This is a genomic window from Phytoamicus setariae (assembly GCF_016722925.1).
In the GTDB taxonomy this organism is placed as follows: domain Bacteria; phylum Pseudomonadota; class Alphaproteobacteria; order Rhizobiales; family Rhizobiaceae; genus Rhizobium_E; species Rhizobium_E setariae.
In genome coordinates this window covers 85,300-97,731 of record NZ_JAEQNC010000018.1, presented here as the reverse complement: position 1 = coordinate 97,731, position 12,432 = coordinate 85,300, and the positions used below count along the sequence as shown (strand labels likewise).

General features: G+C 57.7%; 24 protein-coding genes. All 24 read left to right on the top strand.

Annotation, left to right across the window (positions count from 1 at the left end; translation table 11 throughout):
* Positions 1 to 223 (top strand): EF-Tu C-terminal domain-related protein (locus tag JJB09_RS24195; RefSeq protein ID WP_485062658.1); only part of this gene is annotated, 223 nt, incomplete at its 5' end.
* Positions 224 to 325: 102 nt separating this feature from the next.
* Positions 326 to 634, top strand: coding sequence for a 30S ribosomal protein S10 (rpsJ, locus tag JJB09_RS24190; RefSeq protein ID WP_137156080.1), 309 nt, complete (start codon positions 326 to 328; stop codon positions 632 to 634).
* Positions 635 to 790: 156 nt separating this feature from the next.
* The gene (gene rplC, locus JJB09_RS24185) at positions 791 to 1,471 is read left to right on the top strand and encodes a 50S ribosomal protein L3 (protein WP_201663662.1); all 681 of its coding nucleotides are present in this window, start codon (positions 791 to 793) and stop codon (positions 1,469 to 1,471) included.
* A 12-nt stretch (positions 1,472 to 1,483) separates the two neighbouring features.
* Positions 1,484 to 2,104 carry a 50S ribosomal protein L4 gene (gene rplD / locus JJB09_RS24180; protein ID WP_201663661.1) on the top strand — a complete coding sequence of 207 codons (621 nt, stop codon included), beginning with the start codon at positions 1,484 to 1,486 and terminating at the stop codon, positions 2,102 to 2,104.
* Positions 2,101 to 2,394: a 50S ribosomal protein L23 gene (locus JJB09_RS24175; protein WP_201663660.1), complete on the top strand. Its 294-nt coding sequence runs from the start codon at positions 2,101 to 2,103 to the stop codon at positions 2,392 to 2,394. Before rplD ends, JJB09_RS24175 begins: the two co-directional genes overlap by 4 nt.
* Positions 2,395 to 2,405: 11 nt before the next feature.
* Positions 2,406 to 3,236 carry a 50S ribosomal protein L2 gene (gene rplB, locus JJB09_RS24170; protein ID WP_201663659.1) on the top strand — a complete coding sequence of 277 codons (831 nt, stop codon included), beginning with the start codon at positions 2,406 to 2,408 and terminating at the stop codon, positions 3,234 to 3,236.
* 19 nt (positions 3,237 to 3,255) lie between these two features.
* A complete protein-coding gene (gene rpsS, locus JJB09_RS24165) occupies positions 3,256 to 3,534 on the top strand; it encodes a 30S ribosomal protein S19 (RefSeq protein WP_201663658.1) in 279 nt (92 codons plus the stop codon).
* A gap of 2 nt (positions 3,535 to 3,536) precedes the next feature.
* Positions 3,537 to 3,926 (top strand): 50S ribosomal protein L22, encoded by a 390-nt coding sequence (gene rplV / locus JJB09_RS24160; RefSeq protein ID WP_201663657.1) that lies wholly within the window; start codon positions 3,537 to 3,539, stop codon positions 3,924 to 3,926.
* A complete protein-coding gene (gene rpsC, locus JJB09_RS24155) occupies positions 3,926 to 4,636 on the top strand; it encodes a 30S ribosomal protein S3 (RefSeq protein WP_201663656.1) in 711 nt (236 codons plus the stop codon). The genes rplV and rpsC overlap by 1 nt, the downstream gene beginning before the upstream one ends.
* Before the next feature lie 31 nt (positions 4,637 to 4,667).
* Positions 4,668 to 5,081: a 50S ribosomal protein L16 gene (gene rplP, locus JJB09_RS24150; protein ID WP_201663655.1), complete on the top strand. Its 414-nt coding sequence runs from the start codon at positions 4,668 to 4,670 to the stop codon at positions 5,079 to 5,081.
* A 12-nt stretch (positions 5,082 to 5,093) separates the two neighbouring features.
* Positions 5,094 to 5,294, top strand: a complete 201-nt coding sequence (gene rpmC / locus JJB09_RS24145) for a 50S ribosomal protein L29 (RefSeq protein WP_201663654.1) — start codon at positions 5,094 to 5,096, stop codon at positions 5,292 to 5,294.
* A gap of 12 nt (positions 5,295 to 5,306) precedes the next feature.
* Positions 5,307 to 5,543 (top strand): 30S ribosomal protein S17, encoded by a 237-nt coding sequence (gene rpsQ, locus JJB09_RS24140; RefSeq protein ID WP_201663653.1) that lies wholly within the window; start codon positions 5,307 to 5,309, stop codon positions 5,541 to 5,543.
* Positions 5,544 to 5,747: 204 nt separating this feature from the next.
* The gene (rplN, locus tag JJB09_RS24135; protein ID WP_201663652.1) at positions 5,748 to 6,116 is read left to right on the top strand and encodes a 50S ribosomal protein L14; all 369 of its coding nucleotides are present in this window, start codon (positions 5,748 to 5,750) and stop codon (positions 6,114 to 6,116) included.
* A gap of 18 nt (positions 6,117 to 6,134) precedes the next feature.
* Positions 6,135 to 6,446 carry a 50S ribosomal protein L24 gene (rplX, locus tag JJB09_RS24130; RefSeq protein WP_201663651.1) on the top strand — a complete coding sequence of 104 codons (312 nt, stop codon included), beginning with the start codon at positions 6,135 to 6,137 and terminating at the stop codon, positions 6,444 to 6,446.
* Positions 6,439 to 6,996, top strand: a complete 558-nt coding sequence (gene rplE, locus JJB09_RS24125) for a 50S ribosomal protein L5 (RefSeq protein ID WP_201663650.1) — start codon at positions 6,439 to 6,441, stop codon at positions 6,994 to 6,996. Before rplX ends, rplE begins: the two co-directional genes overlap by 8 nt.
* A 33-nt stretch (positions 6,997 to 7,029) precedes the next feature.
* Entirely contained in the window at positions 7,030 to 7,335 is a 306-nt protein-coding gene (gene rpsN, locus JJB09_RS24120; protein WP_201663649.1) for a 30S ribosomal protein S14, read from the top strand.
* A gap of 12 nt (positions 7,336 to 7,347) precedes the next feature.
* The gene (gene rpsH, locus JJB09_RS24115) at positions 7,348 to 7,746 is read left to right on the top strand and encodes a 30S ribosomal protein S8 (RefSeq protein WP_201663648.1); all 399 of its coding nucleotides are present in this window, start codon (positions 7,348 to 7,350) and stop codon (positions 7,744 to 7,746) included.
* Positions 7,747 to 7,788: 42 nt separating this feature from the next.
* A complete protein-coding gene (gene rplF, locus JJB09_RS24110) occupies positions 7,789 to 8,322 on the top strand; it encodes a 50S ribosomal protein L6 (protein ID WP_201663647.1) in 534 nt (177 codons plus the stop codon).
* A 12-nt stretch (positions 8,323 to 8,334) separates the two neighbouring features.
* Entirely contained in the window at positions 8,335 to 8,697 is a 363-nt protein-coding gene (rplR, locus tag JJB09_RS24105; protein ID WP_201663646.1) for a 50S ribosomal protein L18, read from the top strand.
* Between the two features lie 143 nt (positions 8,698 to 8,840).
* The gene (gene rpsE / locus JJB09_RS24100) at positions 8,841 to 9,416 is read left to right on the top strand and encodes a 30S ribosomal protein S5 (RefSeq protein ID WP_201663645.1); all 576 of its coding nucleotides are present in this window, start codon (positions 8,841 to 8,843) and stop codon (positions 9,414 to 9,416) included.
* A gap of 11 nt (positions 9,417 to 9,427) precedes the next feature.
* Positions 9,428 to 9,634, top strand: a complete 207-nt coding sequence (rpmD, locus tag JJB09_RS24095; RefSeq protein ID WP_201663644.1) for a 50S ribosomal protein L30 — start codon at positions 9,428 to 9,430, stop codon at positions 9,632 to 9,634.
* Positions 9,635 to 9,650: 16 nt separating this feature from the next.
* Positions 9,651 to 10,121, top strand: coding sequence for a 50S ribosomal protein L15 (gene rplO, locus JJB09_RS24090; RefSeq protein ID WP_201663643.1), 471 nt, complete (start codon positions 9,651 to 9,653; stop codon positions 10,119 to 10,121).
* A gap of 216 nt (positions 10,122 to 10,337) precedes the next feature.
* Entirely contained in the window at positions 10,338 to 11,675 is a 1,338-nt protein-coding gene (gene secY, locus JJB09_RS24085; protein WP_201663642.1) for a preprotein translocase subunit SecY, read from the top strand.
* Positions 11,675 to 12,325: an adenylate kinase gene (locus tag JJB09_RS24080; RefSeq protein ID WP_201663641.1), complete on the top strand. Its 651-nt coding sequence runs from the start codon at positions 11,675 to 11,677 to the stop codon at positions 12,323 to 12,325. The genes secY and JJB09_RS24080 overlap by 1 nt, the downstream gene beginning before the upstream one ends.
* Positions 12,326 to 12,432: the final 107 nt, after the last annotated feature.

Genomic DNA, 12,432 nt, shown 5'->3' with positions numbered 1-12,432 from the left:
ACCGTTCTTCACCAACTACCGTCCGCAGTTCTACTTCCGCACGACGGACGTGACGGGCATCGTTTCGCTGCCGGAAGGCACGGAAATGGTCATGCCGGGCGACAACGTCACGGTTTCGGTCGAACTGATCGTGCCGATCGCCATGGAAGAGAAGCTGCGCTTCGCTATCCGTGAAGGTGGCCGCACCGTCGGCGCCGGCATCGTCGCTTCGATCATCGAGTAATCGATCGTTAGAGCAAGGGCAGGGGTTTCGGCCCCTGCCTGCTGCTTTCGAAGAAACAAGAACAGTGTCCGGTAAGCGGACATGACAGCAAGGACTAGTCGAATGAACGGCCAGAATATCCGCATCCGCCTGAAGGCGTTTGATCACCGGATCCTCGATGCCTCCACGCGCGAAATCGTTTCCACAGCGAAGCGTACGGGCGCACAGGTCCGCGGCCCGGTGCCGCTTCCGACCCGCATCGAGCGTTTCACCGTGAACCGCTCGCCGCACGTGGACAAGAAGAGCCGCGAACAATTTGAGATGCGCACACACAAGCGCCTTCTTGACATTGTCGATCCGACACCGCAAACGGTTGACGCGCTGATGAAGCTCGATTTGGCCGCAGGCGTCGACGTAGAAATCAAGCTCTAAGTCCGGCGAAAGCCGAAATAACAAGGAAGGTACGTGGCGTTCCGCCAACGGCTTCCAGGAACGGGAAACCAGAAGGCATTAGAGAGCCGGACGGAATCCTTAAACAAGAGGCACGAAGGGGTTCGCCCCTGATGGACTTCTAAGAGGAATGAACCAATGCGTTCAGGTGTAATTGCACAGAAAGTGGGAATGACCCGCATCTATACAGATGCTGGTGAGCATGTTCCCGTAACAGTTTTGCGCATGGAAAACTGCCAGGTGGTGGCCCAGCGTACGGAAGAAAAGAACGGCTATACCGCTGTCCAGCTCGGCGCCGGTGTTGCCAAGGTCAAGAACGTCTCGAAGGCTTCGCGCGGCACTTTTGCTCTCGCGCAGGTCGAGCCGAAGGCGAAGCTTGCCGAATTCCGTGTCACCGCAGAAAATCTTATCGATGTCGGCACCGAAATTGCTGCCAGCCACTTCATCGCCGGCCAGCTGGTCGACGTGACGGGCACTTCGATCGGTAAGGGTTTTGCCGGCGCCATGAAGCGCCACAATTTCGGCGGTCTGCGCGCCACGCACGGTGTTTCCGTGTCCCACCGTTCGCATGGTTCTACCGGTAACCGTCAGGATCCGGGCAAGGTCTTCAAGAACAAGAAGATGGCAGGTCACATGGGTCAGACCCGCGTCACCACCCAGAACCTCGAAGTTGTGTCGACCGATGACGATCGCGGCCTCATCCTGGTCCGTGGTGCCGTCCCCGGTTCCAAGGGCTCCTGGATCATCGTCCGTGACGCCGTAAAGGCGGGTACCCCGGCTGACGCACCGCGTCCGGCTGGCGTCCGCGCAGCGAAGTAAGAGGGCCCTGTCATGGATCTCACTGTAAAAACACTTGAAGGCAAAGATGCCGGCAAGCTCTCCGTGTCGGAAGCCGTTTTTGGCCTCGATCCGCGCGAAGACATCATTGCCCGCATGGTCCGTTACCAGCTCGCCAAGAAGCAGCAGGGCACGCACCAGACCAAGACCCGCGCCGAAATCTCCCGCACCGGCAAGAAGATGTACAAGCAGAAGGGTACCGGCCGCGCCCGTCACCATTCCGCTCGTGCTCCTCAGTTCCGCGGCGGTGGCCGTGCGCACGGTCCGGTGACCCGCAGCCACGCACATGATCTTCCCAAGAAGATCCGCGCTCTGGCCCTGCGTCACGCGCTTTCCGCAAAGCTGAAGGCTGAAGAGCTGATCATCATCGACAACCTGGTCGCTTCTGAAGCAAAGACCAAGGAACTGGTCGGTGCGCTGAGCGGTCTCGGCCTGACGAACGTGCTGTTCATCGGCGGTGCCGAACTGGATGGCAACTTCAAGCTCGCCGCCCAGAACATCCCGAATGTGGACGTGCTGCCGGTTCAGGGCATCAACGTTTATGACATTCTGCGCCGCAAGAAGCTCGTGCTTTCCAAGGCAGCAGTGGAAGCTCTGGAGGAGCGGTTCAAATGACTGATCTTCGCCACTACGACGTGATCCGCACCCCTGCGATCACCGAAAAGTCCACCCTGGTTTCTGAAAACAATCAGGTCGTGTTCAACGTCGCCAAGGACGCCTCGAAGCCTGAAATCAAGGCTGCTGTCGAAGCTCTGTTTGGCGTGAAGGTCAAGGCCGTCAACACGCTCGTCCGCAAGGGCAAGACCAAGCGTTTCAAGACAACGATTGGCAAGCAGCAGGACGTCAAGAAGGCCATCGTGACTCTGGTTGATGGCCAGACGCTCGATGTGACCACTGGTCTCTGAGGATAAAGACAATGGCATTGAAAAAATTCAATCCGGTAACCCCGAGCCTGCGTCAGCTGGTTATCGTGGACCGCTCCGGCCTGCATAAGGGTAAGCCCGTCAAGGCGCTGACCGAAGGTCTTCACTCCAAGGGTGGTCGCAACAACCTGGGCCGCGTCACAGCACGCTACCAGGGTGGTGGTCACAAGCGCTCCTACCGCCTCGTCGATTTCAAGCGTCGCAAGTTCGACGTCGAGGCGACGGTAGAACGTCTGGAATACGACCCGAACCGCACCGCGTTCATCGCGCTCATCAAGTACGATGACGGCGAGCTCAGCTACATCCTGGCTCCGCAGCGCCTTGCTGCCGGCGACAAGGTCATCGCTTCTGAAAAGGGCGCGGACGTCAAGCCTGGCAACGCAATGCCGCTGCAGATGATCCCGGTCGGCTCCATCGTCCACAACGTGGAAATGAAGCCTGGCAAGGGCGGCCAGATGGCTCGTTCGGCTGGTACCTACGTACAGCTGGTTGGTCGTGACCAGGGCATGGCGATCCTTCGCCTGAACTCTGGCGAACAGCGCCTCGTTTCGGGCCTTTGCCTGGCAACGATCGGTGCGGTTTCCAACCCGGACCACGGCAACATCAACGACGGCAAGGCCGGTCGTTCGATCTGGAAGGGCAAGCGCCCGCATGTTCGCGGTGTTGCCATGAACCCGGTCGACCACCCGCACGGTGGTGGTGAAGGCCGCACTTCTGGTGGTCGCCATCCGGTTACCCCTTGGGGCAAGCCGACGAAGGGCAAGCGCACCCGGTCGAACAAGTCGACCAACAAGTTCATCATGCGCTCCCGTCACCAGCGCTAATTGAGAGAGGAAGTCATTAATGGCTCGTTCAGTATGGAAAGGCCCGTTTGTTGACGGATATCTTCTCAAGAAAGCTGAGAAGGTGCGCGCAGGCGGCCGAAATGAAGTAATCAAGATGTGGAGCCGTCGCTCCACAATTCTTCCGCAGTTTGTCGGCCTGACGTTTGGCGTCTACAACGGCAACAAGCACGTCCCCGTGTCGGTTTCGGAAGAGATGGTCGGACACAAGTTCGGCGAATTTTCTCCCACCCGTACCTACTACGGTCACGGCGCGGACAAAAAGGCGAAGAGGAAGTAATCATGGGCAAGGCTAAAACAGAACGCCGGCTCAAGGACAACGAAGCGCAGGCTGTGGCCCGCACGATCCGTGTCAGCCCGCAGAAGCTCAACCTGGTCGCGGCACTTATCCGCGGCATGAAGGTAGACAAGGCTCTCGCTGAACTCGAGTTCTCGCGCAAGCGTATCGCCGAAACCGTCAAGAAGACGCTTGAATCGGCAATCGCCAACGCCGAAAACAACCACGATCTCGATGTTGATTCGCTGGTCGTTGCGGAGGCTTACGTAGGCAAGTCCATCGTCATGAAGCGTTTCCACGCTCGTGGCCGCGGCCGTGCATCGCGTATCGAACGTCCGTTCTCGCATCTGACGATCGTTGTTCGCGAAGTCGCCGAAGAAGGGGAGGCTGCATAATGGGCCAGAAAATTAATCCAGTCGGTTTCCGTCTCGGCATCAACCGTACATGGGACAGCCGCTGGTTCGCCGACAACGCTGAATACGGCCAGCTTCTTCATGAAGACCTTGCGATCCGCAAGTATCTCATGGACGAGCTCAAGGCTGCCGGCATTGCCAAGGTGGTCATCGAGCGTCCGCACAAGAAGTGCCGCGTGACGATCCACTCGGCTCGCCCGGGCCTGATCATCGGCAAGAAGGGCGCGGACATCGAGAAGCTTCGCAAGAAGGTTTCGGAGATGACCAATTCCGAAACGCACCTCAACATCGTTGAAGTGCGCAAGCCGGAAATTGACTCGACGCTGGTTGCACAGGGCATTGCCCAGCAGCTCGAGCGCCGCGTTGCATTCCGTCGTGCGATGAAGCGTGCTGTTCAGTCGGCTATGCGTCTTGGCGCCGAAGGCATCAAGATCACCTGCGCCGGTCGTCTCGGCGGTGCCGAAATCGCCCGTAGCGAATGGTACCGTGAAGGCCGCGTGCCGCTTCACACCCTGCGTGCCGATATTGATTACGGCGTTGCAGAAGCTCACACCGCTTTTGGCGTGTGCGGCATCAAGGTCTGGATCTTCAAGGGCGAAATCCTTGAACACGATCCGATGGCTTCCGAGCGTCGTGCTGTCGAAGGTGACAACCAGGGCGGCAACACCAACCGTCGCCGCGACAACGCGTGATTAGCGCGTAAGGCACTTCGGAGAATAAAAAATGTTGCAGCCAAAGAAAACGAAGTTCCGCAAGCAGTTCAAGGGCCGCATCCATGGTGTTGCCAAGGGTGGTTTTGACCTCGCTTTCGGTGAATATGGCCTAAAGGCCCAGGAACCAAACCGGGTGAATGCCCGCGAAATCGAAGCGGCCCGCCGCGCGATTACTCGTCACATGAAGCGCGCAGGCCGCGTCTGGATCCGGGTGTTCCCGGACGTTCCGGTCACTGCCAAGCCGACTGAAGTGCGTATGGGTAAGGGCAAAGGCTCCGTCGAATATTGGGCAGCTCGGGTAAAGCCCGGTCGCGTGATGTTCGAAATCGACGGCGTGAGCGAAGAGCTTGCCCGCGAAGCCCTTCGCCTGGGCGCCGCCAAGCTCTCGGTCAAGACGCGTTTCATTCAACGCATTGCCGAGTAAGGAGTGATTGAAATGAAAGCTTCTGATGTTCGCGCACTGAGTGCCGACCAACTGAATGACGAACTTGCCAAGCTTAAGAAGGAGCAGTTCAACCTGCGCTTCCAGAAGGCGACCGGTCAGCTCGAAAAGACCGCCCGCTTCAATGAAGTTCGCAAGGACATTGCCCGGATCAAAACGATCGCCCGCCAGAAGGCGGCCGACGCAAAGGCTTGAAGGATTTAAGAAATGCCGAAACGCATTCTGCAGGGCACCGTCGTCAGCGACAAGAACGACAAGACCGTAGTGGTCCGCGTCGAACGTCGCTTCGCCCATCCCTTGCTTCAAAAGACGGTTCGCCGTTCCAAGAAGTACAAGGCTCACGACGAGCAGAACCAGGTAAAGACCGGTGATGTCGTTTCCATCGAGGAATGCGCACCGATCTCCAAGGACAAGCGCTGGCGGGTGGTCACGGTTCATTCTTGAGCCGTAATCAGTCGCAGCGAAAATGAGGCCCCGCCCGGATTTATCCTCCGGGCGTGAACTCTTTTTGAGATTAGACTTGATTTTGGGCGTATTTCGTATATGACGCGCCCATTCCAGTGAAACTTGGATTGACAAGCCGGATCAGGGGATCGGACCGAAAGGACCTGTCCAACCACTCCGGTCATAACAAGAAGGCGACCTGACATGATTCAGATGCAAACAAACCTCGACGTGGCGGACAATTCCGGCGCACGTCGTGTCATGTGCATCAAGGTGCTGGGCGGCTCCAAGCGTAAATACGCATCGATCGGCGATGTTATCGTCGTCTCGATCAAGGAAGCCATCCCGCGCGGCCGCGTGAAGAAGGGCGATGTGATGAAGGCCGTTGTGGTTCGTACCGCAAAGGACATCCGCCGTCCGGACGGAAGCGTTATCCGCTTCGACAGCAACGCAGCTGTTCTCATCGACAACAAGAAAGAGCCGATCGGCACCCGTATTTTCGGACCGGTTCCGCGTGAACTTCGTGCTAAGAACCACATGAAGATCATCTCGCTGGCTCCTGAAGTGTTGTAATCGAGAGGAACGACTGAGATGCAAAAGATTCGCAAGGGCGACAAGGTCGTCGTATTGACTGGCAAGGACAAGGGCCGCTCCGGCGAAGTCCTTCAGGTTATGCCTAAGGAAGATCGCGCCGTAGTTCGCGGGATCAACGTTGTGAAGCGCCACCAGCGCCAGACCGCTTCCCAGGAAGCCGGTATCATCACCAAAGAAGCCTCGGTTCACCTTTCGAACCTCGCTGTCGCCGACCCCAAGGACGGCAAGCCGACTCGCGTCGGTTTCAAGATCGAGGGCGACAAGAAGGTCCGTGTGGCCAAGCGTTCGGGAGTGTCCATCGATGGCTGAAGCTAAGTACGAGCCGCGGCTCAAGAAGGAATACTACGAGCGTATTCGCAAGGCGATGCAGGAGCAGTTTTCCTACGCCAACGAAATGATGATCCCGCGCGTCGACAAGATCGTCATCAACATGGGCGTTGGCGAATCGACCGCCGACTCCAAGAAGCCGACCGTTGCTGCTGCTGACCTGGCTGCCATTGCTGGCCAGAAGGCTGTCATCACCAAGGCACGTAACTCCATCGCCGGCTTCAAGCTGCGCGAAGGCATGCCGATCGGCGCGAAGGTAACACTCCGCGGCGCCCGCATGTATGAATTCATGGATCGTCTGGTCAACATCGCGCTTCCGCGCGTTCGCGACTTCCGCGGCCTGAATCCGAAGAGCTTTGACGGCCGTGGCAACTTCGCCATGGGTATCAAGGAGCACATCGTGTTCCCGGAAATCAACTACGACAAGGTTGATCAGATGTGGGGCATGGACATCATCGTTTGCACGACGGCTAAGGCCGACGACGAAGCTCGGGCTCTGCTGAAAGAGTTCAACTTCCCGTTCCGTACCTGACCGTAACGACGAGCGTAGAAAAGGAACTATCAAATGGCGAAAACGAGCGCAGTTGAGAAAAACAAGCGCCGCCGTGCATTGGTTGCCCAGCAGGCCAACAAGCGTGCAAAGTTGAAGGCAATCATCTCGGACCGCAATCTTCCGATCGAAGACCGGTTCAAGGCAACTCTGAAACTGGCTGAACTGCCACGGAATGGCTCGAAGGTCCGTATTCGCAATCGTTGCGAAGTTACTGGCCGTCCTCGCGCCTTCTACCGGAAGCTTGGAATGTCGCGTATCGCATTGCGTCAACTCGGCAATTTTGGGCAGATCCCCGGCATTGTGAAGTCAAGCTGGTAAGGAGAGCAAACCATGTCCATGTCTGATCCATTGGGTGATATGCTCACCCGTATCCGCAACGGTGTTGCTCGCCGCAAGTCGTCTGTTTCCACTCCGGCATCGAATCTTCGTGTCCGCGTGCTCGACGTACTCCAGGCTGAAGGTTACATCCGCGGCTACTCGAAGGTCGAATTCGAGAACGGCAAGTCCGAGCTCAATATCGAACTGAAGTACTACGAAGGCGCTCCGGTCATCCGCAAGATCGACCGCGTCTCCAAGCCGGGCCGCCGGGTCTATGTCTCGGTCAAGTCCATTCCGCAGGTCGCGAACGGTCTCGGCATCACCATCCTTTCGACTCCGAAAGGCGTGATGGCTGATCACCAGGCTCGCGAACAGAACGTTGGTGGCGAGTTGCTTTGCTCGATCTTCTGATCGGCATAGTTATTTTCGCATAGCGAACAGACAGGAAAAAATATGTCTCGTATCGGTAAAAAGCCCGTTCAGGTTCCTGCAGGCGTGACCGCCACTGTCGAAGGACAGAAGGTAACGGCTAAGGGCCCCAAGGGTGAACTGTTCTTCGTCGTCAATGACGAAGTGATCGTAAAGCTCGAAGAAAACACGGTGGCTGTTACCCCAGCCAACGATTCCAAGGATGCACGCTCCAAGTGGGGCATGTCGCGCACCATGGTCGAGAACATTTTCAAGGGCGTCAAGGACGGCTACGAAAAGAAGCTCGAAATCAACGGCGTTGGTTACCGCGCTTCGATGCAGGGCAAGAACCTGCAGCTGCAGCTCGGCTTCTCCCATGACGTTGTCTATGAGCCGCCAGCTGGCATCACGCTTGCTTGCCCGAAGCCGACGGAAATTTCCGTAACCGGCATCGACAAGCAGATTGTCGGCCAGGTTGCCGCCGAGATCCGTGAATACCGCGGTCCCGAGCCTTACAAGGGCAAGGGTGTGAAGTACGCCGGTGAGCGTATCATCCGCAAGGAAGGCAAGAAGAAGTAAGGAAGCGCAGAAATGGCTAGCACAAAAGATCAAATGGTGCGCCGCGCAAGCCGCGTTCGTCGCCATCTCAAGTCGGTCGCCAATGGCCGCCCGCGCCTGTCCGTGCATCGTTCTTCCAAGAACATCTACGTACAGGTTATCGATGACGTCGCCGGCAAGACCCTTGCTTCGGCTTCGACCCTCGACACGGCACTCCGTTCTTCTCTGAAGACCGGCGCCGACACCTCGGCTGCCGCCGCAGTTGGCAAGCTCGTTGCAGAACGCGCTGTTGCTGCCGGTATCAAGGACGTGGTTTTTGACCGCGGTTCCTTCATCTATCACGGCCGCATCAAGGCACTTGCCGATGCAGCCCGCGAAGGTGGCCTGAACTTCTAATCGTTGGCCCGGCTGCAAGTCGGGCTTTCGTCTTTGAAGCGCGAATGCTTCAACTCACCGGGCCCTGGATAGTTTCACAAAGAAGCTCCGGGGTCTTGTTTTGAACTGCCGTTAGCACCCGGAAAAGAAAAAGGAAAAGGACGATGGCACAGGAAAAGAGGGCTCCGCGCGAAGATCGCCAGAGCCGTGAAGAGCGCGACAGCGAATTTGTCGATAAGCTCGTAGCAATCAATCGCGTCGCCAAGGTCGTCAAGGGCGGCCGTCGCTTCGGTTTCGCAGCACTCGTCGTTGTCGGCGACCAGAAGGGCCGCGTTGGCTTTGGTCACGGCAAGGCTCGTGAAGTGCCGGAAGCGATTCGCAAGGCAACTGAAGCTGCCAAGCGCGACCTGATCTTCGTACCGCTGCGCGATGGCCGTACGCTGCATCACGACGTCCCGGGCCGTCACGGCGCCGGCAAGGTTCTCCTGCGTTCGGCACCGGCTGGTACCGGTATCATCGCTGGTGGCCCGATGCGCGCCGTCTTCGAAACGCTCGGCGTTCATGACGTCGTCGCCAAGTCGACCGGCTCCTCGAACCCCTACAACATGGTTCGCGCGACGTTCGACGCTCTCAAGAACCAGGTTCATCCGAAGGACATTGCAGCGCAGCGCGGTATCAAGTACGCCACGCTTCAGGCACGTCGCTCGCAGAGCGGCGCCGGCAATGCCTCTGAAGAATAAGGAGACCGATCATGGCTAAAAAAGCTGAAGCTAAGAACAAGACGGTCACCGTTGAGCAGATTGGTTCGCCGATCCGCCGCCCAGCCAAGCAGCAGCAGACGCTGATCGGTCTCGGCCTCAACAAGATGCATCGCGTCCGTACCCTCGAAGACACGCCGTCTGTCCGTGGCATGATTGCCGCAGTCAGCCACCTGGTTCGTGTCGTCGAAGACAAGTGAGACGGGAGAGACGACAATGAAACTGAATGAAATCAAAGACAACGAAGGCTCTTCCAAGAGCCGCAAGCGCGTCGGTCGCGGTATCGGCTCCGGCACCGGCAAGACCGGTGGTCGCGGTGTCAAGGGTCAGAAGGCACGTTCGGGTGTAGCCATCAATGGCTTCGAAGGCGGCCAGATGCCCATCTATCGCCGTCTGCCGAAGCGTGGCTTCAACAACATCTTCAAGAGCGACTTCGTGGTCGTATCGCTTGGCCGTGTTCAGGTCGCGATCGATGCCAAGAAGCTCGATCCGAAGCAGACTGTTGATGCCGCAGCGCTGAAGGCTGCTGGTGTAATTCGTCGCATCAAGGACGGCGTACGTGTCATGTCCGATGGCGAACTGACGACCAAGGTGACCTTTGAAGTTGCCGGTGCTTCTGCACCTGCAATCGAGAAGATCGAAAAGGCCGGTGGCTCGATCAAGCTTCTTTCTGCTGCTGCAGAATAAGGCGAGAATTAGACGCCCGGTGTGCTTCACACCGGGCGTTTTTGCTCCTATATGAGGGCCTCACATCCGGAATCCGTTTGAGCGATTTCCGGTATACTCGTAGACTGGGGTGAGGCCGTAATCAGCGCATTGCTGTCCGCTTCCGGTTCAATTGACAGAACTGACCCACCAATCCGGACCGACTGAGTTCCAGGATCCGGGATTGCGGAGATATTCATGGCTTCTGCAGCGGAACAACTTGCTTCCAACCTTAGTTTTTCGACGTTTTCGAAAGCTGAAGATCTGAAGAAGCGCCTCTGGTTTACCCTTGGCGCGCTTTTGGTCTATCGGCTCGGAACCTATATCCCGCTGCCGGGTATCGATCCGGATGCCTTCGCCAATGCCTTCAAGGGCCAGGCTGGCGGTATCCTCGGCCTTTTCAACATGTTTTCTGGTGGCGCGGTCAGCCGCATGGCGATCTTCGCGCTCGGAATCATGCCCTATATTTCTGCCTCGATCATCGTTCAGCTGATGACCTCCGTTGTGCCTGCGCTTGAGCAGCTCAAGAAGGAAGGCGAACAGGGTCGCAAGATCATCAACCAGTATACCCGTTACGGTACGGTGATTCTCGGGGCCTTGCAGGCCTATGGCATCGCGGTTTCCATGGAAGCGGGGCAGGGGATCGTCGGCGATCCAGGCTGGTTCTTCCGTATTTCCACAGTCATCACGCTGCTCGGCGGCACGATGTTCCTGATGTGGCTCGGTGAGCAGATCACCTCGCGCGGCATCGGCAACGGTATTTCGCTGATCATTTTCGCCGGCATCGTGGCCGCTCTGCCGCACGCCCTGGCGGGAACACTGGAACTCGGTCGTACCGGCGCGCTTTCCACGGCTGTGATTTTCATCGTTATTTTCGTGGCTGTCGCTGCGATCGCCATGATCGTGTTTTTCGAGCGCGCCCAGCGTCGGCTGCTGATCCAGTATCCGAAGCGACAGGTTGGTCAGAAGATGTTCCAGGGCGACACGTCGCACCTGCCGCTCAAGCTCAACACGTCGGGCGTTATCCCTGCGATCTTCGCATCCTCGCTGCTGCTGCTGCCTGCGACGCTGGCTGGTTTCTCCGGCAACAGTGCACTGCCTGATTGGGCGACTTCGATCGTTGCCGCGCTTGGCCATGGCCAGCCGCTCTACATGCTGCTTTACGGCGCGCTGATCGCGTTCTTCGCCTTCTTCTATACGGCTATCGTCTTTAATCCTAAGGACACTGCCGATAATCTGAAGAAGCACGGCGGCTTCATCCCTGGTATCCGTCCTGGCGAACGCACTGCGGAGTACATCGATTATGTACTGACGCGTATCACGGTCATCGGCGCGGCCTACCTGATCGTCGTCTGCATCCTGCCGGAAGTCCTGATTGCCCAGACTGGCGTGCCGTTCTACCTTGGTGGTACGTCGCTTTTGATTGTTGTCAGCGTTACCCTTGATACTGTAGCACAGATACAAGGCCACTTGATTGCTACGCAGTATGAGGGCCTGATCAAGAAGTCGAAGCTTCGGGGAGGCAAGAGGGGATAATGCGATTAATTCTGTTGGGGCCGCCGGGGGCGGGCAAAGGCACCCAGGCCCAGCGTATTGTGGAGGCGCATGGCATTCCACAGCTTTCGACCGGTGACATGCTGCGTGCAGCTGTCACGGCCGGAACCGAGGTGGGCAAGCGCGCGAAGGCTGTAATGGATGCCGGCAATCTGGTATCCGACGAGATCGTCAACGCGATCGTCTCCGAGCGTATCGATGCCGCCGATTGCGCCAACGGCTTTATCCTGGATGGCTATCCGCGCACGCTGGTCCAGGCAGATGCCGTCGAGGCAATGCTGTCTGCGAAGGGCACGAAGCTGGACGTTGTGATCGAACTGCAGGTTGATGACGGTATTCTTGTGGATCGCATTTCCGGACGCTACACCTGCGCCAAGTGCGGCACGGGCTACCATGACCGGACCCACAAGCCGAAGGTCGATGGTATCTGCGACAAGTGCAGCTCCACTGAGTTCAAGCGCCGCGCAGACGACAATGCCGAGACCGTCGCAACACGACTGCAGGACTATTACAAGAAGACTTCACCGCTGATCGGGTATTATCACGCAAAGGGTATGCTCAAATCGGTTGACGGCATGGCCGATATCGATGAAGTAACCAATGCGATCGAGGCGATTCTCGCGAAAGCCTGACGATCAAAAAACTTTTGGCGGATGGTTGCTTTTTTCGACCGATTCCGCTATTGACGCGCCAACTCGCTATACACGATGCGATCGGCGCGGATTTCCCTTGGAGGCAG